Source organism: Motiliproteus sp. MSK22-1, from assembly GCF_001968815.1.
Lineage (GTDB): Bacteria > Pseudomonadota > Gammaproteobacteria > Pseudomonadales > Balneatricaceae > Motiliproteus.
In genome coordinates this window covers 148,332-167,308 of the sequence record NZ_MIEQ01000072.1, presented here as the reverse complement: position 1 = coordinate 167,308, position 18,977 = coordinate 148,332, and the positions used below count along the sequence as shown (strand labels likewise).

General features: G+C 46.1%; 20 protein-coding genes. 5 read left to right on the top strand and 15 right to left on the bottom strand.

Annotated features, from left to right (window positions below):
- Nucleotides 1-107 precede the first annotated feature (107 nt).
- From BGP75_RS20680 to bfr (BGP75_RS20670), 3 genes are all read right to left on the bottom strand, one after another.
- Entirely contained in the window at nt 108-296 is a 189-nt protein-coding gene (locus tag BGP75_RS20680; RefSeq protein ID WP_076720778.1) for a bacterioferritin-associated ferredoxin, read from the bottom strand.
- Between the two features lie 530 nt (nt 297-826).
- Nucleotides 827-1,297 (bottom strand): bacterioferritin, encoded by a 471-nt coding sequence (gene bfr, locus BGP75_RS20675; protein ID WP_076720777.1) that lies wholly within the window; start codon nt 1,295-1,297, stop codon nt 827-829.
- 18 nt (nt 1,298-1,315) lie between these two features.
- Nucleotides 1,316-1,780: a bacterioferritin gene (gene bfr, locus BGP75_RS20670; RefSeq protein WP_076720776.1), complete on the bottom strand. Its 465-nt coding sequence runs from the start codon at nt 1,778-1,780 to the stop codon at nt 1,316-1,318.
- Between the two features lie 396 nt (nt 1,781-2,176).
- Between bfr (BGP75_RS20670) and BGP75_RS20665 the strand changes: the two genes are divergently transcribed.
- The gene (locus BGP75_RS20665) at nt 2,177-2,989 is read left to right on the top strand and encodes an ABC transporter substrate-binding protein (protein ID WP_076720775.1); all 813 of its coding nucleotides are present in this window, start codon (nt 2,177-2,179) and stop codon (nt 2,987-2,989) included.
- A 41-nt stretch (nt 2,990-3,030) separates the two neighbouring features.
- Here the strand turns inward: BGP75_RS20665 and BGP75_RS20660 are convergent, their stop codons facing one another.
- Entirely contained in the window at nt 3,031-3,516 is a 486-nt protein-coding gene (locus BGP75_RS20660; protein WP_198939501.1) for an Rrf2 family transcriptional regulator, read from the bottom strand.
- A gap of 216 nt (nt 3,517-3,732) precedes the next feature.
- Here BGP75_RS20660 and BGP75_RS20655 point away from each other — a divergent pair, with 216 nt between their 5' ends.
- The 3 genes from BGP75_RS20655 (at nt 3,733) to BGP75_RS20645 (ending at nt 5,678) form a co-directional block, all read left to right on the top strand.
- Nucleotides 3,733-3,918, top strand: a complete 186-nt coding sequence (locus BGP75_RS20655) for a hypothetical protein (RefSeq protein ID WP_076720774.1) — start codon at nt 3,733-3,735, stop codon at nt 3,916-3,918.
- Nucleotides 3,919-3,984: 66 nt separating this feature from the next.
- A complete protein-coding gene (locus BGP75_RS20650; RefSeq protein WP_076720773.1) occupies nt 3,985-5,220 on the top strand; it encodes an NnrS family protein in 1,236 nt (411 codons plus the stop codon).
- Nucleotides 5,221-5,243: 23 nt separating this feature from the next.
- The gene (locus tag BGP75_RS20645; protein WP_076720772.1) at nt 5,244-5,678 is read left to right on the top strand and encodes a hemerythrin domain-containing protein; all 435 of its coding nucleotides are present in this window, start codon (nt 5,244-5,246) and stop codon (nt 5,676-5,678) included.
- Between the two features lie 40 nt (nt 5,679-5,718).
- Here BGP75_RS20645 and BGP75_RS20640 read toward each other — a convergent pair whose 3' ends face one another.
- The 8 genes from BGP75_RS20640 to BGP75_RS20605 form a co-directional block, all read right to left on the bottom strand.
- Nucleotides 5,719-6,414: a bifunctional 2-polyprenyl-6-hydroxyphenol methylase/3-demethylubiquinol 3-O-methyltransferase UbiG gene (locus BGP75_RS20640; RefSeq protein ID WP_233152990.1), complete on the bottom strand. Its 696-nt coding sequence runs from the start codon at nt 6,412-6,414 to the stop codon at nt 5,719-5,721.
- Nucleotides 6,415-6,468: 54 nt separating this feature from the next.
- Nucleotides 6,469-7,341: an outer membrane lipoprotein-sorting protein gene (locus BGP75_RS20635; protein WP_076720770.1), complete on the bottom strand. Its 873-nt coding sequence runs from the start codon at nt 7,339-7,341 to the stop codon at nt 6,469-6,471.
- A gap of 313 nt (nt 7,342-7,654) precedes the next feature.
- On the bottom strand, nt 7,655-8,614 hold the full coding sequence (locus BGP75_RS20630) for an alpha/beta hydrolase (protein ID WP_076720769.1): 960 nt from the start codon (nt 8,612-8,614) through the stop codon (nt 7,655-7,657).
- 183 nt (nt 8,615-8,797) lie between these two features.
- Nucleotides 8,798-9,811 (bottom strand): glycine betaine ABC transporter substrate-binding protein, encoded by a 1,014-nt coding sequence (locus BGP75_RS20625; protein ID WP_076720768.1) that lies wholly within the window; start codon nt 9,809-9,811, stop codon nt 8,798-8,800.
- Between the two features lie 155 nt (nt 9,812-9,966).
- Nucleotides 9,967-11,304, bottom strand: coding sequence for a proline/glycine betaine ABC transporter permease (locus BGP75_RS20620; protein ID WP_076720767.1), 1,338 nt, complete (start codon nt 11,302-11,304; stop codon nt 9,967-9,969).
- The gene (locus BGP75_RS20615) at nt 11,297-12,403 is read right to left on the bottom strand and encodes a glycine betaine/L-proline ABC transporter ATP-binding protein (protein WP_076720766.1); all 1,107 of its coding nucleotides are present in this window, start codon (nt 12,401-12,403) and stop codon (nt 11,297-11,299) included. The genes BGP75_RS20620 and BGP75_RS20615 overlap by 8 nt, the downstream gene beginning before the upstream one ends.
- An 80-nt stretch (nt 12,404-12,483) precedes the next feature.
- Nucleotides 12,484-13,449 carry an L-carnitine dehydrogenase gene (locus BGP75_RS20610; protein ID WP_076720811.1) on the bottom strand — a complete coding sequence of 322 codons (966 nt, stop codon included), beginning with the start codon at nt 13,447-13,449 and terminating at the stop codon, nt 12,484-12,486.
- A 57-nt stretch (nt 13,450-13,506) separates the two neighbouring features.
- The gene (locus BGP75_RS20605) at nt 13,507-14,397 is read right to left on the bottom strand and encodes a 3-keto-5-aminohexanoate cleavage protein (protein ID WP_076720765.1); all 891 of its coding nucleotides are present in this window, start codon (nt 14,395-14,397) and stop codon (nt 13,507-13,509) included.
- Between the two features lie 499 nt (nt 14,398-14,896).
- Here BGP75_RS20605 and BGP75_RS20600 point away from each other — a divergent pair, with 499 nt between their 5' ends.
- Nucleotides 14,897-16,771, top strand: coding sequence for a di-heme-cytochrome C peroxidase (locus BGP75_RS20600; RefSeq protein ID WP_083704950.1), 1,875 nt, complete (start codon nt 14,897-14,899; stop codon nt 16,769-16,771).
- 111 nt (nt 16,772-16,882) lie between these two features.
- Here the strand turns inward: BGP75_RS20600 and BGP75_RS20595 are convergent, their stop codons facing one another.
- From BGP75_RS20595 to BGP75_RS20585, 3 genes are all read right to left on the bottom strand, one after another.
- Nucleotides 16,883-17,086 (bottom strand): hypothetical protein, encoded by a 204-nt coding sequence (locus BGP75_RS20595; protein WP_076720764.1) that lies wholly within the window; start codon nt 17,084-17,086, stop codon nt 16,883-16,885.
- Nucleotides 17,087-17,310: 224 nt separating this feature from the next.
- Nucleotides 17,311-18,000 carry an aspartate/glutamate racemase family protein gene (locus tag BGP75_RS20590; protein ID WP_076720763.1) on the bottom strand — a complete coding sequence of 230 codons (690 nt, stop codon included), beginning with the start codon at nt 17,998-18,000 and terminating at the stop codon, nt 17,311-17,313.
- Nucleotides 18,001-18,153: 153 nt separating this feature from the next.
- Nucleotides 18,154-18,921, bottom strand: a complete 768-nt coding sequence (locus tag BGP75_RS20585; RefSeq protein ID WP_076720762.1) for an ABC transporter substrate-binding protein — start codon at nt 18,919-18,921, stop codon at nt 18,154-18,156.
- Nucleotides 18,922-18,977 lie beyond the last annotated feature (56 nt).

The window sequence follows — 18,977 nt, the reverse complement described above, 5'->3', positions numbered from 1 at the left end:
GGGAGATGAAACACTAACCTGCAGGGGCTGCAAGCCAATCAGAAAAAAACTGTTGAAATCAGAACCACAACGACAAACCTGATCTTAACTCTTTTGTCTTAGTGATCTTAACCTTGCTGTGAAGAGTGAGACTGGGCTTCCTGTACCAGCTGTTTAATATTAGATCGACAGCGACCACAGTCCTTACCACAACCAAGGCGATCGTTAATTTCCCGTACTGAGCGTTTACCATCGGCTTCGGTTGCTTCACGCTGGATCTGAGAAGTGGTAACAGCGCGACAAATGCAGACGTACATAATGCTATATCTCCATCCTAGTTCGAAAGAGATAATACACCCAATAAGATTGATTCGCAATATCGTTTACATTACGAATTGATATGAATTAAGTTTCTTTTGATCTGAGAGACTTCCTGCAATGCCGCTAATCGGCCTCAGCATTCACTTTGGCAAACTCTACAGCAGCCAGAGCGCATATAGTTCCTCTCTTTGAAAAGGCCTAAGAACACAGGCGTTCATGCCAGCACCAAAGAACAGCTCCTGCTGCTCTTTCATGACATCAGCACTCAGTGCAATACGACTCTTCGAATGACTGACCTCTAGCCCATCCCATTTCCTTAGCAGTCAGAGCAGCATCGATCATTAGAAATAACAGCAAGAAGCCAGAGGAAGGCAGAAAACAAACTTTTATTGGAAGGAAGTCCGTTTGTATGGGTTATATGGACCCTCTTGTTTAACGATAACGCAAACCATTCAGGGGCTCTCTGGTAACAAGCCCCCCTAGGTACCTCTGGTGCCCGAAGGCAAACCTTTGAGTCTGCTTGATACTATCCCATCTGCGACTGGATATAGTTTTGAAGACCGATCTTCTGGATTAGTCCCAACTGCTTTTCAAGCCAGTAAGCATGGTCTTGCTCGGTATCTTCCAACAGTTTTTCCAGGATTTCACGGCTCTGATAATCCTGATGATCTTCACAGACCTTAATAGCCTCTTTCAGTGCCTTATCAACAGCATATTCGACATCCAGATCACTTTGCAGCATTGAGGGTACATCGCTGCCGATATTCAAGGGCTCCCGCTTGACCATATTTGGGACACCTTCAAGAAAAAGAATACGCTCTATCAATAACGATGCATGCCCCTTCTCATCATCAAACTCATGATCAATCCGCTCAAAAAGCTTATGCAGGCCCCAGTCATCATACATTCGCGAGTGAATAAAATACTGGTCCATAGCCGTCAGTTCTAATGCCAAAAGACCATTCAGCGTATCAATAACAGTGGTATTACCTTTCATCGTTTATCTCCCACGCAATTACATTTTCGATTGCAGGTAGTTTTCCACACCTGCATTGCTGATCAAATACTGCTGCGCTTCGATCCAATCAACGTGTTCTTCTTCATAGCCAAGAATGTCTTCCAATATATCCCGGCTGACATAGTCTCCGGCATTTTCGCAACAGGCAATAGCTTCCCGTAACAGCTTTAACTGTTCTATTTCAAACTCCAGATCCCCTTGCAGCATTTCTTCCGTGTTTTCACCAATACGCAGGTGCCCAAGGCTTTGCAGATTAGGCAAACCTTCCAAAAAAAGCACCCGCTCGATAAGTTCATCGGCCTGCTTCATATCCTTAATGGACTTCTTATAAGACTTGGAATTAAGTTCTTCCAGCCCCCAGTTCTTATACATTCGAGCATGTAGAAAAAACTGATTGATCGATGTGAGTTCAGTGGTAAGTACCTTATTAAGGTACCCGATAACCTGTTTGTCACCTTGCATTAGACTGCTCCTTTTATTGACGCAGAGGTGGGGATTGAATCCATGTATAAAAAGCCCCGGAGTAAGGTAAGGTTCAGAAAAACTTAAAATCAGTAACTCCGTAGCTTTCCAAGATCTAAAAATTCGCCCTAGCATAGCCCGGGGTATGACAAAGATCAAAACGCCTTTTCCCAGACAGGGCAAGTTATTCAAGTGTAGCCTTAAATAAATTTCAGGTTAGCGAACCTGCCAATAACTCCATTATGTTCTCAGCAGGCCCCTAGGGGCCTTCAGTGCGATCGGACCTCTGTGTTAACCCGGGCAGCATAACAACTTCATCGAGACTTCTGGGCTATACTGCTGTTAATAGCATTCAGGTTGTAGGCTATTGACCACCCGAAAGGGGGTATCCATCAGATGATATACACTGTTTCCGGTTGTTCTCACTGCACAGGTTACACAATTCCTTTCTCTTCTTTGTTTTTAATCCTGACTTTTTTTATCGGAAACTTATCCGCCGATGATTTAACTACCAGCAATAACCACATAACAGAAACAACTGACATTGAAGTACTGGCCACGGATTTCCCTCCCTATGAACTAAAAGAACCGGTAAACGGCCTGGAAGGTTTTGACGTAGAGGTACTGAAAGCAGCCTACCAACGGGTTGGTATTCAGGCTCGAGTACTTTTTGTTCCTTGGAAGCGGGTAGTTAAGTCAGTGGAATTAGGGGAAGTTGCAGCCATGCTGTCCTGTGTCGATGCAGAAAAACGCCGTTCATTTGTCGCTGTATCTGACCCGATCAGTGCGCTAACCCCGGTACTGGCTGTACACACCGGGTACTCCGGCCCTCCATTGCACTCACTGGAGGACACAAGAACTTTAAAAGGCATCGGCCTTCGTGGGTACGCCTTTAAAGATGAATTATCGAAACTGGCATTACCCCATATAGTGCTCGACTCCAATGAACAAGCACTGCTTTTTCTCATTATGGGAAGAGCTGACGTCTTTTATACCATCAAGGAGAATGCCGCCTACACTTCGAAAAAGCTTGGTATTACTGACAAGATTCGCTACTTCGAATTAAGCGACCAGCACATATCTCCTTTCCATCTCTGTTTCAGCAAACACTGGCCTGATTATGAGACGCTGCTGGAACTGTTTAACGATGGGCTAAAACTGATCCAGCTTGATGGAACCTACAAAGCAATTCATGACAGATATCGGTAATACCCGCAGCCTTTCATCCAGTTTTATACTCTAGATAAACGTTAAAGAGGATATATTTTCAGCAGTCGTTGTAGCTGCTCCGGATGCTGTTGAAGGTCTGACAACGAATACCCGCCCAATACGCTCAGAAACGCCTCCTGAGCCTCCGCCAATACCCCTTTCAAACGGCAACTGGCTACAATTGGGCAGGAAGGTTTAGCGCAGTTTACCGGCTCCAGCTTTTCTTCCATTGCCTCAACAACTTCTCGAATGGTGATTTTGGCGGCGGGACGCGCCAATCTGATCCCTCCCCCCTTTCCACGTACAGTTTCGATATAGCCCAGCTTGCCCAATTGGTGAACAATTTTCACCAGATGATTACGAGGAATATCAAAGTGCGTCGCAACCATCGTGATAGTAACCAGTTCAGCCGGTTTCTGAATCCCCAGAAAAATCAATGTCCTAAAAGCAAAATCTGTGTATTTGGTGAGCTGCATTAGTTTCTCGGTCAATTGCTGCGTTCTCTGTACTTTTCCAGGATTCCCCATAAGAACATCCTGAAAAACACTTTAAGATATATCTAATTTATACATTATATCACCATTATAATGTGCTTTATCAGGCCTATCTTATTAGAAAAATCCTGGACTTCCTGTAAAGATACATTTAACATCCATCTTTAAAGATACATACAAAATACATCTTAAGTTTTAACAAACAAGCGAAGACAAGGCTGGATCAAGCCTTCGTATGGAGGTTAAGCAATGAAACAAACCACTGAATTCCACCCTATCTCCAGAGATTGCGGCTGTGCAGCCCTTTATTCAAAGCATTGCCGCGATAATTCTGCAATCAAAAGTCAGCAGTGTAGGCAGCTAAGGCAGACTATTCACTTAAAGCATCAGCAAAACATTATTGAACCCTATGAATGGGATCTTTTTTCAGACTAGTGTCGGAGAACTCCTGATCTCGAGGATTGCGGAAGACAAACGAAGGAACCCTATAGAGGACCGAAGATGGCCACTTCTCTGATTTTTGAAAAGCAGCCGAAAAATCGTCTTGAGCTGATTTTCAGTAATGGATTCAGGCCATTGTTTATCTGTACTGCGCTATCAGCACTAATACTGCTGCTCTGGTGGATATCTTATCTGTACGGATATTTTCCAAGTCCATCAAGCCCTTTTACTCCTCTGGCCTGGCACAGTCATGAAATGCTGTTTGCTTTTATCGGTTCTGCCATTGGCGGTTTTCTACTGGCAGCAGTTGCTAAATGGAGTGGCCGCGCTCCTGTCAGCGGCCTTCCTCTGATACTGCTGGTCAGTTGCTGGATTGTTGGAAGAATCGCAATCAGTTTTGGGGCAGGTGTCAGTCCCGTTTTAATTCTCGTTGCTGATAGTAGTTACTGGCTGTTACTGACTATTTTAGTCGGTCGGGAAATACTGATCTCGCGTAATTATCGTAATCTGAAGGTTGTGTTGGTCCTATCATTGTTCACCCTGCTCAACTCGCTGTTCCACCTGAATTCTTTCACCACTCCTTTGACAGCAATTCCAGAACTTCAAAATTATGTCGGTAGGGCGGCATTAATGCTTGTCTGCCTGTTAATCAGCCTTATCGGCGGACGAATCATCCCCGCATTTACTGGAAACTGGCTAAAGCAACAGCAATTACAAGCGAACCCCAAAGCCCCCCAATCACTGCCGGCTCCCTTCGGCACAGCAGATATAACAGCGGTGATTGCAACGATCCTTTTAGCATTTTGTTGGACGCTATACCCAGAAGCCAAAGTAACCGCAGTCATCGCAGTTATTGCCTCTACGTTGCAGATTTTTAGACTGGCCCGTTGGCAAAGCCTGTCCACTCTTAAAGAACCAATGCTGCTCTCATTACATATCGGCTATGCCTGGATTGGGATCGGTTTTTTAATTATTGCTGTGAGCATTTTCAGCAGTACCGTACCCGTCGGTGCTGCAATACATGCGCTCAGTGTCGGAGCCATGGCGGGTTTAATTTTGGCAGTAGCTGCGCGGGCTGCCTTAGGCCACACCAACCGCTTGCTAAAAGCAGGCAAACTAATGACGGCAGCCTTTGTCGTTATTAACCTGGCAGCCCTGACTCGGATACTCGCCAGCCTGTTCCCCACCTGCTTACCCTTAGCTGCTGTTTTGTGGTTGCTTGCCTTTCTGTTATTTGCCCTGCGCTATCTACCCATTTTGCTGTCTCCAGCACCGCATCAGACTTTACCTAAATAACCTCTTTTTTTGGATTACACAGGATGAAACGAATACAACAGCTACAACAATTATCGAAGGAGCATCATCACGCCTTAGTAACGGCAAGCCGGTGCAAAGCCAGCAGTAACAGAGATTCCGATGAGCAGTGCGCAAACTTCTGGATAAAAACGCTCCAGTTTGCAAAAAAGGATTTAGCCCCCCACTTCAAAATAGAAGAAGAGGTGCTGGTTCCTGTTTTAACCCGAATTGGAGCAAAGGAGTTAAAAAGCCAGCTATTAACCGAACACCAGAAACTAAATGAAATCCTGTCAGACCAGAAAACCCCTCCGAGAGTTTTACTGAAGCATTTCGGGGAGTTGTTGTCGGGTCACGTCAGATTTGAAGAACGAGAACTCTTTGAAGTATTGCAGCATCAGCTACGACCTACAGAGCTTGAACAGCTTCGCGAGGCCATCGACCAACGTGCTCACAGCTGATAATAATTTATCCGGTTAAGTGCTACTGAATCCTTAAGTGTTACTGATCGATCTCATAACCGGTAAACTCAGCGCCGACTCGAGAAATAAAAATAACCGATGCGGCCATTTTCGTCACAGGATTAACAGGCTCTTGTATTTCGATGACTTCAAGACCACTCTGCCTGAATAGCTCAAACCAGGAACTCAGGGTTCTGAAATACCAAGGGGCCGGGTCGGTAAAGCCCTCCGCAAAACCCTTCCATGAGCCTTTTCTCCAGCCGTCTGTATAGTCTTCTGTACCACCGCCAAATACCGGATGAATTGTTTGCACAATAAAATACCCGCCTGGGTTCAACAGCTCGGGAACGGCCTGAAACAGATCCTCAACAGACTTCTTGCCAAGGAGGGAGAAATTACAGACCAGAGTATCGAAAGTAAGCTCCAATTTTTTATTTGCAATGTCTTCATAAGACATGACCTCAAACCTGCTGGAGCCGGAGAGCCGAGCTTTTTCGATCAACTCAGGCACCGCGTCCACCCCCATTACTGAAAGCTTTCTCTTGATTAATTCCCGCGATAGCCACCCTTCCCCACACCCCAGATCCAGCACCTGCTCACGGGCTACCGACACCACGGCCTCAACAATTGCCTGATTGGTCACGAGAACACGACTCTCTATCCGGTTTTCCCGAACAGACTGGACCCAGGGAGCTGAGTTTTTATTCCAGGATTGAATAATTTTTTCTTCACTCAAGTCCGTTATCATACCTCATTCATACCGTGGCTATGGGAACCCAATGATACATCACTATTTTTTGTGAAACTCTAACCAACTCTCATCACCCGAGCCAAGATGTTCAGGAGAAAACCAACGTTCTGGCAAACCTATATTATATCTTTCATCGTAGGTTTTAAAATATGAAGTTGATATTGGCCGACCATCTTTAAAGCTTGTTACTGTTCGGGTTGCTGATGAAAAAACCCCATCAACCCAGTGCCACTTATCCGAGTCGATAACAACTTGTTCATTGGGAGATATGCTATTAAACAACGAATAGATTACTGCGAATGTACTTTTTTCGATCCAAGCCTCCCCACTTCGAATACCAAGACGTATCAATTCATCTTCATTATTTGGCTCAAAGTATATTTTATAAATATCGTAGCCATTGTATTCCCCATCTCCCAGCATTCTGCAATCGTAATCGCGATCTCTACGCACCATCATTTCACCGATGGACAGATCCGAACCATAAATCCGCCCCGTCAAATCCTTTGACTCAAAGCTTAATACCTTATTAAGGGATGGCATATACAACCAGGTTTTATCCTGCATTCCATCATCAAAGTAATCGATAGAAAAAGACTCCATACCCTTTACTTCATCTGGTTCGAGCAACTGACTACGTATGTAACGGGTAACACCTTTATTCTTATGACTCATTGTATAGACTCGGTGTTTGACGTTATTATTCTGTCCTACCGTTCTAACTTTAACCATTCGCCAGCCATCATAACCTAAAAACCTTTTTTCAACTCCAAGCAGAACATCATGACAGTTAGCAACCGGCGGAATATTACCTGAGTAAGTTCCCACTGTATTATTGGCTCTAGCAAAAGATGAAAACAGATAAATCAACAAAAACAAGAAGTAATAAAAAAATCTAATTGAGAAGTTCATTCCCGCCTCTTTAATCAGAAAATATGAAATTTAATTTAAAACCTTATCATCTATTAAACTGTCATGATGCAAGAAGTAAAACTTTTTAAACTCTACTTTTAAAATTAGTTTCAATCAATTAGATGCTTATCACGAAAGATCTTATTTTATTATTAAAGATGAATGAATATAATTAAAAAAAATGGCAACTATAAAAATCAAACCCTATATTACTAATTACCTGTAATGCGATTCATTAATCATCAGGGAGAGTCAGATTAAATAAGGAGCCTGTGAATAGGCTCATTATGTACTCAGCGGGCTTTCAGGCTTTCTAAGAGTTATCAGAAGCAACAAACAGTTCAGCACAACCGGCACAGATCGATTGGTAAAACTGATCAGCCTCCGCTGCACTTCCAATTGCCCGTAGACAACCATGCACAAGCCCTTCACCCAGGGTTAAGTCCGCATCGCCCCCCACCCGCTTTATTCGCCTGGCATATTCAACAGCATCATCCTTGAGAGGATCAAATTCCACAGGATACAAACGCGCTGGAGGCAACCCCGAGAAATCTTCTGCCTCAAGAGGTAACAGATAACTTTGTTGCGTAGCGTTCAGTAATGTCATGTTATTCGGCTGATACATTCGCCAGCAGAACTCAATGGCCGCAGTATTCAATAAAGGTGCATTAGAACACTGTTGATGACTGGCCAGGGTACCTGTTCGAGCTAATCCGGGATAAATGAGTATCTGGCCCATTGCTGGCAAGAGACCTTCATCACGACATCTTAAGCTCAATGCCGCAATTAAATTAGCCCCGGCACTGTCTCCGACCAGCAACGGTGGAGTTTTCTCGGGGGCCTCTTCCAACATAGCCCGATAAACGGCATAGACATCTTCCAAGGCTGCTGGATATGGGTGTTCTGGCGCCAACCGATAATCAACAGAGACTAACTCTGATTGGCAGTCATAGGCCAGTTTTGCAGCAAAAAAATCGTGGCTATCCAGATTTCCCAAATACCATCCACCACCGTGAACAAAAAGAATACGCCGACTTGGCAATGTATGCCTCGACTGATAGCGACGCACGCTTACCTGCTCTTCATTCCAGTGCAGAAATTCATCCCTGTAATCAATATCAGGCGGATGGGTGATATCGAATTGTTGATTCATAGCGACATAGGCTTTGCGCTGAGAATCAATGCCCGCCTTAATCACTTCATCAGGGAAACAGTCCTCTGATATCTCCACAAATTTACGCATGGCTTCACTTAAGGGGTAGGTCTTTCTCATAGTCGTAACTAAACACCTGCAATAAAACGGTATTATTAAAAACACAGAAAGAACAATATCCGGCTGATCAGAAGCCGGATATTATTCCAGAGGGTCCTTAAGGAAGCTAAGAAACCTGCAAACAAATCACACCGGTATCAGGGGTCGCTGAAGACCTAATGAGCTTGTTCACAGGTATCCTGACTAATCTAACCAGTCCTTGACCAAATCCGAGTTTGCAGCAACCCATTCCTCTGCCATTTCAGCAGGGTCTTCCCCATCCTGAGCAATCTTATAAATCCATAAGCTGACATCAGATGCGGTCAGCGACACCTTACTCAAAAACTCGGCTACTTTTGGAGCCCTCTTCTCCAATGAACGAGAATAAGCGATATAAACTTCTGTAGTAGGAGCACCACAAGAGATAGCGCTATCCTCTAACCAATTCTCTGTGTCATTAAACTTATAGCAGCCATTCGGGTTGTATTGTGGATGCCCTTTCTTACTGTCTCCGGCATAACCGGTGAACTCAGGTTCTTCAAGCTTCCTCAAATCATAGGCATTATGAATCCACTCAGGAGTCCAATAATAGAAGAGTATCCCTTTCTTTTTTCGATAAGCGGTTTTCAGTTGCGCTTTTATAATCGAGTCGGACACCACTACCGGTTTGAAATACTTATCAAAACCGTAGCCTTTAGCTTTAACCTGATTGATTTTTACACCACTCCAGCCGGGGGCTCCAGGCCAGTATTCCCCTTTACCATCGCCATCGCTATCAAACAGTTTGGCGATTTCTGGGTTAGCCAGATCCTGAACGGTCTTGACGCCATATTTGTCTTGGATGTAGCCAGGAATATAAAATCCATCAGTTCCCAGATAAGGGTTATGGTTGGAGCGTACAGACTCTTTGCCACCCTTGGCAACAAACTTGGCCCATGGCTCCGTTTGCGATGATGTCCAGACATCCGGGTGTATGTCGATACTTCCTTTACCCTTATCCATAGACGCCCAGATAGCAGCCTGATCAGCAGCTATGATTTCAACATCAACATCCAGATGTCGCTCCATAACTGTCTTAAGCACATTTTCAATCGCCAGGGATGCATCCCAACTAACCTCACCAATAACAACCTTTTCTTTGGCGACTGCTCCCTGAGAGAGCCCCAGCCCCAGAGCTGCGGCCAGTGCCACTGTCTTAAGCGCTTTATTCATCATCATTTCCTCTTTTTATTATGTGCTTTCAATGGGAAAGCATTGGGAGCCGAACTGGCTCCAGCTCATTTGATTTACTTGCTGGAATTTTTTGCTGCTTTAACTGCTGTCCGGAGACTTGTTGACCGATGCCCCCTGTATCCAGCCGCAGCTGTTTTGAACTAACTGCCACGCTTTTGATGACCCTGAATGATGCGGTCGAGAATCATCGCGCAAAGTACGATGGCCAGACCGGCCAGCAGTCCCTTACCCGCTTCCAGATGCTGTAACGAGAAGAGCACGTCATAACCCAGTCCACCGGCACCAATTAACGCAGCAACCACTACCATGGATAAACTCATCATGATGCTCTGATTGATACCGGCCATGATGGATGGCACAGCCAGAGGTAATTCAGCCTTAAACAATATCTGCCGTGGACTGGCACCAAAGGCCAGCATGGCCTCTATCACCGAAGGACTGACCTGTTGTATACCCAGAGCTGTCAGACGAATCATTGGGGGCATTGCAAATACCACAGTAGCCAGCACTGCAGGGGGCTTACCGACCGAGAAAAAGGCAATCGCGGGAATCAGATAAACAAAACTGGGCATGGTCTGCATCAAATCCAGCATCGGATTAAGTACCGCGCTGAACCTGGGGCTCTTGGCTGCCACAATTCCCAGCGGCGCCCCGATGATCAGACAAATGAATACAGAAGCACCGACAAGAGCCATCGTGCTCATTGCCTTATCCCAAAACCCAAAGAACCCCAGATAGGCCAATGCCGAAGCAGTAAAGATGACAACTCTCCAACCTGCTGCTTTCCAGGCCAGCAGAATTAACAACAGTGCCATTACCGGCCAGGGCGTGCCGATAAACAGCAACTCCAGAAAGTCCAGCATGCCTCGAATAGCCCAGGTAATGGAGTCGAACAGGTCTTCAAAGGAAATGGTTAACCAGTCAACCGCAGCATCTATCGCGTGGGCCGTTTTAGAAGCAATTTTTCGGGAAGTAGGAAAAGTTTCGAGATAATCAACCACGCTGGCGGCGCTGAAACGGTAGACGGTCAGAGGATAAGTGGCCAGCACCAACAGCAAACCAACCAGAGTGCGTTTCGAGCTGATACCACAGGGTTGTCCCTGATTGATACGCCATTTGTTGAAATAATCATGATAGAGGCGGTTAGCGATAATGCCACCGATACCACGACAAAAAACGAGTATACCGACACCAAGTGCCAGACTGCTCTCAGGGTGAGTTTCACCTCCCCACAGGCTTTGACCTATGACGACCAGAGCAGTCACATCGGTTGCAGCCAGTAACCAGAACAACAGCCATATATTGCGACTCGCCGCCCAAAAAGGACCGAAGACTGCTGCCGCTAAATTCAAACTGTACTTCTGTCCCTGTGATATACGTTCAAATTGCTGAAGATAATAATCAGTCGAACTCACCAAAAAATCTTTCAATTGCTCTGTTTCTTTGTGATCTAACGTTTGGCTCATCAGATTATTCATTGCTCCCATCCCCCTGGATGCCACGCAGTAATTGACGCTTGGTAACGATACCAACAGGAGCCCCCCCATTAAGCACAACAGTGGGCTTCTCATGCTCGACTGCCAGATCAATCAAATGATCCAGATCTGCGTCCTCTGACGCAGTCGGGTAGTCATTGAGATCCAGGTCTTGTGGCCTGAGTTTTTTATCATCAAGATAATCTTCAACGGGCTGCATCACCGTATGGGCAAAAACCAGTTTAAGGCGGGAAATATCTTTAACAAATTCAGCCACGTAGTCGTCAGCAGGGGCAGTAATAATCTCTTCGGGAGTACCTATCTGTACGATGACACCATCCTTCATAATAGCGATGCGATGACCAATTCGAATGGCTTCATCAAGGTCGTGGGTAATAAAGAGAGTGGTTTTTTTCATCACCTGAGCCAATTCCAGAAATTGATCCTGAAGCTGACGGCGAATCAAAGGATCCAAAGCACTAAAAGGCTCATCCATTAACAGGATCTTAGGGTCAGCTGCCATGGCCCTCGCCAATCCGACCCGCTGCTGCATACCACCAGACAACTCCGTGGGCATACGATCTTCCCAACCGGTCAGATGTACCAGCGCTAACTTTTCTTCAGCAATCTTGAGTCGCTGTTGCTCATCAACATCACGCAGTTCCAGGCCAAGAGCAACATTTTCACGTACCGTTCGGTGAGGTAAAAGTGCCGTGTGCTGAAAGACCATACCGATTTTTTCAGCACGGATACGCCTGAGTTCTTTCTGGTTTAAGCCATTGATATTATCCTCCCCGACCAGGATATCCCCATCCGTAGGCTCAATAAGTCGGTTGATATGACGAACCAGGGTTGATTTTCCACTACCGGAAAGCCCCATTATGCAGAAGACCTCCCCTTCTCTGACCTGGAAGCTGGCATCAGCCACCCCCACGACACAGTCAAACTCTTGGTGTACTTCATCTTTAGTCATTCCCCGGCTTTTTATGGCAGCCAGGGCTTCATCCGCCCGCTCACCGAAAATTTTCCAGACATTCCGGCATTCAATCGCAGGGTTTTGAGTACTGTATTCGGTAGTTATTTTGCTACTAAGACTGGACATAACAGACCTCTCATTTCATTATTTTTATGCCTGCTTTTTGCAGGTTTGAGGGGCCTCTCTGCAGAGGCCCTGAGTCCGTTTCAGATTCTGTCTTTTAATCCCTCATTCTCCGGCCAGTATTCTTTAGCGATGTCCAGCACCCTGATCAGAAAATCATCCCGACGCTGTTCCAGCTCCTTCACCGACCGATCCGCCGCCTGGTAGTTACAGCCATCGACCATGCTATCGATTAATTCTTCAGTCAGTTCTGGCGCCACAAGCTTTGTCCATGGCAGCTTGAGAGCGGGTCCAAACTGCTCCAGCATATGGCGCATTCCGGCATCACCGCCGGCCAGATGGAAAGTCTGACAGGTACCCATCAGTGCCCAGCGCAGTCCACAGCCATACACCACTGCGGCATCAATTTCTTCCGTCGTGGCAATCCCGTCATTGACTAGCCAAAGAGCCTCCCGCCACAAAGCTTCCATCAGTCGATCAGCAATGAACCCTTCTATCTCATTGCGCACATGCAATGGACGCATTCCAATAGAGCGGTAGATATCACTGGCCCGGGAAATCGATTCAGCGGAGGTTTTTTCACCACCAACCACCTCCACTAAGGGCAGCAGATAAACTGGATTAAAAGGGTGCCCGACGACAACTCGCTCAGGGTGAATACAGTCTGCCTGTAACTTTGTCGGTAAGAGTCCTGAAGTGCTGGTAGCAATAATGGCATCAGGGCGAGCGGCACTATCGATCTGTGCCAATAGCTCACGTTTAAGGCTTTCCCGTTCAGGCGCACTTTCCTGAATAAAATCAGCGTCGGATACAGCCTCTTCCAGGGAAGCGGTGAACTCTAGTCGATCCATGCTTGCCCCCTCAGCCAAGCCAGAACGCACCAGCGCTGGCCAGGCATTGGCGATAGCATCCCGCATCCGTTGTTCGGCACCAGCACCAGGGTCGTATGCCACCACATCTAACCCTTTAGCCAGGCAGCGAGCAGCCCAGCCATTGCCAATCACACCGGTGCCGACAATAGCGACACGCTTAATCTCGGTGTTATTCATATCAGAGCCCTTAAAGTCAGTACTTTTTTTGATAGATTGAGCCGTCATGACTGTTCCCTAACCTCGCTTAATCAAGCCCAGTTTTTCCCGGGCTTCTGCGGGATTGAGTACTCTGGCACCCATATTGCTGACGATAGTGGCTGCCCTGTCAACCAATTGCCCATTGCTGGCAAAGACCCCCTTATCAAGGTAAATATTGTCCTCAAGTCCAACTCGCGCACCGCCACCCAGCAGAGCCGACTGAGCGACCCATGGCATCTGATTTCGTCCTAATGCGAAGGCCGTCCAGTTAGCATTAGCCGGTAGCATATCGACCATGCCCTTCAGGATGCCTACCTCCGGCGGAGCTCCCCAGGGAATGCCCTGACACAGCTGAAACATCGGGTCATCATCAATCAACCCTTCTTTCAGCATTTGCAGCGCAAACCAGAGATTACCGGTATCAAAAATCTCAAGCTCAGGCTTGACCCCCAACTCCTGAATTCGTTTGGCTCCGATACGCAACATGTCCGGGGTAGCCACGTAAACCAAGTTGTTATCGCCAAAATTGAGAGAACCGCAATCAAGCGTACAGATTTCCGGTAGCAGCTCTTCAATATGCGGTAAACGATCGCGACCTCCTACAAGATCAGTTTCATCGCCAAAGGCTGTCGGATTCTCATCCGGTCCTATATAGAGATCGCCCCCCATACCTGCGGTGAGATTAATCACCACATCAGTGTCCTGATCTCGAATACGGGCGACAACTTCCTGATAAAGGGAAACATCTCGAGAAGGAGCCCCCGTTTTCGGGTCCCGAACATGGATATGGGCAACAGCAGCACCTGCTTTTGCCGCCTCAATCGAAGCGTTGGCAATTTCTTCAGGAGTGACAGGGATGGCAGGGTGTTTGCCGACGGTGTCACCGGATCCGGTGACAGCACAGGTGATAATAACTTCGTTATTCATGAGATGAATCTCTTGCTGTTTTATTCTTTTTTTTTGGGGATCTTGGGCAGGGAGCCTGGATTCTCTCCGTGCAACTGACTAACAAGTTACTCTTCAAAAACGATTAAACTTTCTATATTTCGAATATATATTGACTAAATTCGACAACTTACCCTCAAATATGCCGATCGGTACTGTCTTAAATCTGGATATTCAGTGCTGTATAAGGTGATTTTCAATCCGGATGTACTCGACTGACCCAGACGGATCAATCTTCAATAAGCGCAACTTCAGTGATTGCAGAAAACATTGAAAAATGAGAGCGGAATAACGGTATTTATCTTAAATTAGATTTCAACTTTACAATTCAACGACTAACAGACTTTTGCGAAATAAGACTTCCTCTTCTACTATAACCCCTGTCTGAACAGGTTCAGATCACATGCACTGAAGTAAGGATGGTTTATAGGGATGTAGTGTTATGTGATTTATTGCATGAATGCACGTCAAGGAGATAGACATGTCATCGATAAATAAGAAAGTATCTATTGGTATCTTTTCACTTGTTCTAGGTCTTTCCGGTTGTGCAAGCAATCAGAAAGCCCCTCCCATTGAGCAAGGAAGTCCTGTTTTTGGTGCATCTGGAAACATCGTTAATATGGATCAACAGTGGTCCGTAGAAACTCAGCAATCATTCTATTTCACTTCTCAAGGATCCCGCATACTACCCTACTCCTGGTATCTGAATCTGGAACAAAGCACCACCACCGCGTTGTTTCGGGATAATGCCCATATGCAGTCGCTTAGGTATCTGCCGGCGGAAAAGAGCCCCTGGAATCCTGATGGCCTGGCGGTTGGATTTGCCAAGGATGTCGATTCCAAAACGGGTGAAGAGTGGATGGGGTTTAACTGCGCAGCCTGTCATACGGCAGAAGTCCGCTACCGAGGTCGTGGAATTCGAATTGATGGCGGCCCAACCCTCGCCGACTTTGAGAGCTTCAACCAGTCTCTGGTCGAAGCCATGAACGAAACCTATCGATCCAATAACAAGTTTTCCCGCTTCGCCAATGGAGTTCTTGGAAAAAAACACAGTGCCAATGCCGCAGAAGAGTTGCGCAACAACCTGCTTCAGCAGACAGAGGTATTAGCGACTCGAAATATGGTTAACCACCCTGATCCGGACCAACCTCATTATGGCTACGGACGCGTCGATGCCATCGGGGCAATATTTAATCAGATTCTTTCGAAATTTAACGATATGCCTAATAACGGCCACGCCTCCGATGCTCCGGTCAGTTACCCATTTCTGTGGGGAACTCATCAATCCGATGTGGTTCAGTGGACAGGATTCGCCCCCAATGGCCCAGCCAGTGTTGGCACTTTAATCCGTAATGGAGGCGAAGTGCTGGGAGTTTATGGTCAACTGGACATCCCCGAGCGGAAGTCAAAAATACGCTACCCTTCCTCATTAGCTATCAAAAACCTTGGAGAGCTGGAAAAATGGGTGGCAGAACTAAGGTCTCCTATTTGGCCATCAGAGTATTTTCCAGCTATTGATCCGATCACAGCGGCTAAAGGGCAACTCCACTATGACAACTATTGCGTTAGTTGCCACCAGGTAATGCCGCGGGCTGATCAGGGGCAAGACTATAAAGCTGTTCTGACTCCGGTGTTAGAAGTACGAACAGATCCTCAGGAAATCATAAATATGCTGAAAACACGGCCAGCAGGAAAGTTTGCAGGCCGTAAAGAGTTTGTTATTGCCGGCGATAAAATTCCGGCACAGACCACTGGCTTGTTTCCGCTGGTCAACTCAGTCATCGGAGCACTTCTTAAGCATCCCTGGCAAACCATTGAAGCAGCATTTATTGAAAACGAAAAAGCTCTGAGGAACAAAAACAACGGTCTTGTTCAGTCAACAGCTAGCACACCGGAGGATGACTCCGAACACGCCGATGCAGCAGCAGATGATGCCGATAGCGTGGGGGTACCACCATCCTTAGTCAATCATCTGAAAAAGTATCAACAGCAATTCAATACTCTGGCTCAATCTGTAGCAGAAGACTCGCCGTTAACCAGCAGTGCAGCCGTGTATAAGGCAAGGCCTTTAACCGGGATCTGGGCAACAGCCCCTTATCTACACAATGGCTCAGTGCCGAATTTATATGAGTTGCTGTTACCCGAAGAAAAAAGATCAAAGGTATTCTATCTAGGTAACCGCGAGTTTGATCCCAAAAATGTAGGCTATGTTTCAACGCCTTCTGTACTCGACAGAAAGATGTTCAAGTTCGATACAACCTTGACAGGAAACTCAAACAGTGGCCATGAGTATGGTACAAAACAGTTAAACAACGTTCAGCGAATGGAGCTACTTGAGTACCTGAAGACTCTTTAGCAATCTATTCCATACCAAGGAACCTAAGGTGAGAGATTAATCCCCGATTGATTCTCAATTCAGAAACCGGTGGGCAGCAGCCAGCCCGCCGGCCCTGAAAATCAGTCGATATCAGGCAGCATAATTGACCGATAATCCAAGCCCTTCTGCCTCCTGATAATATTCATTGAGCACATCTACCGGCAGTACACCAACAGGAAACTTAAATATAATGCTGGTGGGAGTTCTGCGCTCTAAATCACGAAAACGGCAAAGTGCCTCAACCGCTTCATCAAAACTCCTGACTTCACACTGTTGAAGTTGTTCAAACTTCATAATATATCCCTTTTTTAGTCTTTTATTCCTGAGGGGAATCTACTGACAGTGGCCCCCGTAAGAATGCCAACAGCGTTTTACCCTATTTGTGTGACAGTTTTGTGTCCCAAGAAAAATCTGAACCATCGAAGAACTACGACTCGGACCCTTTTTCTGGATCATTAGTTCCAGAGTTAACCAGCTTAACGATTTTCCGGGAAACCAGAGAGCAGTATTCAGCAGGACTATAGTGCAAACTCTACCGCTTTTTGGGCATGAATGGCGGTTGTATCAAAAAGCTTAACATCAGTGTCTTGCTGACTAATCAGCATACCGATTTCAGTGCAACCCAGTATCACCGCTTCTGCCCCCTGACTGGAGAGACTATCAACGATACGTAGATATTCGGCCTTTGAATTGGGTTGTATTTTTCCTAAACACAGCTCTTGATAAATGACATTATGGACGGTTTGCCGGTCTTCCGGGCTGGGTACATGAACCTTTAACCCGTATTTTTCAGTTAATCTGCCTTTATAAAAATCCTGCTCCATTGTGAAAGCAGTTCCCAGCAAACCTACTGATTTTATTCCTTCGCTTATAAGAACCTCGGCTGTTGCATCAGCAATGTGGAGCAACGGGATATCGATAACCGCTTCTATCTGTGGAGCCACTTTATGCATGGTATTCGTGCAAATCAGTAACACATCAGCTCCAGCAGACTGTACATTTTTGGCGGCTTCTGAAAGTATTTCAGCCGTGGCCTGCCAATCCCCCGCATGCTGTAACTTCTCAATGGGGTCAAAATCAACGCTGTACATTGCTATTTTTGCCGAATGCAATCCCCCCAGAGAATGCTTCACCCCCTCATTAATAGCACGGTAGTAACCAATTGAGCTTTCCCAGCTCATGCCTGCTAATAATCCAATTGTTTTCATACCTTTCCCCTGAAAATATTCACTGCTGGCACCGTTACAATCCTCCAGCCACCGCCCTGACACGAAAGACTGTAGTCACCAACCAACTCAGACAAATTTGAAGATCAGGGTTTTTATTTGGCCCGTTCCGGAAAATGACAACTATATGCCTGATCAGTTCGAATTTGGACTTAACATAGCGGCGACCTGCTGTTCACGTATTTTACGAATAACCCCTTCTCTTTCCATCGCTTCAAGTTCTTGTTGTATTTTCGGGACCAGTGCCTCATGCCTCTTGTGCAAATAATGAATCAATGGATGTTTTACCAGATACCCAGGCAAAGGTTCGCGCCCATCCAGCCCCATATCACGCACTGTTTTTATCCCGTTTAGCCGTGCTAATGCAATGACATCCAGATGACCCGCCTCCAGGAGAGTAAACAGTTCTTCATTTGAATTGGCAATCTTGGTATTCATGCCAACAGTTCCCTTTTCGGTGAACTTGACTCCCCTACGAATACCAATTCGGTAAGGTTTTATGCTGTCCCAGCCAGTGACCTGAAAATTCAACTGCTTTGCATAGACAACCCCTTCAAGATAATTGACTGGAACCGGAACTGGCCGCAAATTCTGATATTGCTCTTCAATTCCTCTGATGCGAAATAGTTCTCCATCGACTAACCCATTATTTGAAAGCAGAAGCGCCCTTTTAGCCGGATAAAATCGAACCTGTATTGAAACACCGATACGTCGATATGCCTCAACTAATACCTGAGCACTAATCAGAGAGTTTTGTGATTTTTCGATGGCGGAAAAAACCAGGAGCTTGGGGAGACGAATGGCAGGTTCAGCTGATGAAACGACTTCATCACCCTGAGATACCTGTGTTACCAACAAGAACGTAAGAGCAATGATCCATTGAAAGAACAAAAGTCCTCGCATGCCAACTACCACGCTAAACAGGCGTTATCGAAAATCCTCCACCATACAGTATTTCC

Bases quoted from the DNA above. Each gene is read 5' to 3' on its own strand.
- BGP75_RS20680 (WP_076720778.1), bottom strand. From the start codon at position 296: ATGTACGTCTGCATTTGTCGCGCTGTTACCACTTCTCAGATCCAGCGT.
- bfr (WP_076720777.1), bottom strand. From the start codon at position 1,297: ATGAAAGGTAATACCACTGTTATTGATACGCTGAATGGTCTTTTGGCA.
- bfr (WP_076720776.1), bottom strand. From the start codon at position 1,780: ATGCAAGGTGACAAACAGGTTATCGGGTACCTTAATAAGGTACTTACC.
- BGP75_RS20665 (WP_076720775.1), top strand. From the start codon at position 2,177: ATGATATACACTGTTTCCGGTTGTTCTCACTGCACAGGTTACACAATT.
- BGP75_RS20660 (WP_198939501.1), bottom strand. From the start codon at position 3,516: ATGGGGAATCCTGGAAAAGTACAGAGAACGCAGCAATTGACCGAGAAA.
- BGP75_RS20655 (WP_076720774.1), top strand. From the start codon at position 3,733: ATGAAACAAACCACTGAATTCCACCCTATCTCCAGAGATTGCGGCTGT.
- BGP75_RS20650 (WP_076720773.1), top strand. From the start codon at position 3,985: ATGGCCACTTCTCTGATTTTTGAAAAGCAGCCGAAAAATCGTCTTGAG.
- BGP75_RS20645 (WP_076720772.1), top strand. From the start codon at position 5,244: ATGAAACGAATACAACAGCTACAACAATTATCGAAGGAGCATCATCAC.
- BGP75_RS20635 (WP_076720770.1), bottom strand. From the start codon at position 7,341: ATGAACTTCTCAATTAGATTTTTTTATTACTTCTTGTTTTTGTTGATT.
- BGP75_RS20630 (WP_076720769.1), bottom strand. From the start codon at position 8,614: ATGAGAAAGACCTACCCCTTAAGTGAAGCCATGCGTAAATTTGTGGAG.
- BGP75_RS20625 (WP_076720768.1), bottom strand. From the start codon at position 9,811: ATGATGATGAATAAAGCGCTTAAGACAGTGGCACTGGCCGCAGCTCTG.
- BGP75_RS20620 (WP_076720767.1), bottom strand. From the start codon at position 11,304: ATGAATAATCTGATGAGCCAAACGTTAGATCACAAAGAAACAGAGCAA.
- BGP75_RS20615 (WP_076720766.1), bottom strand. From the start codon at position 12,403: ATGTCCAGTCTTAGTAGCAAAATAACTACCGAATACAGTACTCAAAAC.
- BGP75_RS20610 (WP_076720811.1), bottom strand. From the start codon at position 13,449: ATGAATAACACCGAGATTAAGCGTGTCGCTATTGTCGGCACCGGTGTG.
- BGP75_RS20605 (WP_076720765.1), bottom strand. From the start codon at position 14,397: ATGAATAACGAAGTTATTATCACCTGTGCTGTCACCGGATCCGGTGAC.
- BGP75_RS20600 (WP_083704950.1), top strand. From the start codon at position 14,897: ATGTCATCGATAAATAAGAAAGTATCTATTGGTATCTTTTCACTTGTT.
- BGP75_RS20595 (WP_076720764.1), bottom strand. From the start codon at position 17,086: ATGAAGTTTGAACAACTTCAACAGTGTGAAGTCAGGAGTTTTGATGAA.
- BGP75_RS20590 (WP_076720763.1), bottom strand. From the start codon at position 18,000: ATGAAAACAATTGGATTATTAGCAGGCATGAGCTGGGAAAGCTCAATT.
- BGP75_RS20585 (WP_076720762.1), bottom strand. From the start codon at position 18,921: ATGCGAGGACTTTTGTTCTTTCAATGGATCATTGCTCTTACGTTCTTG.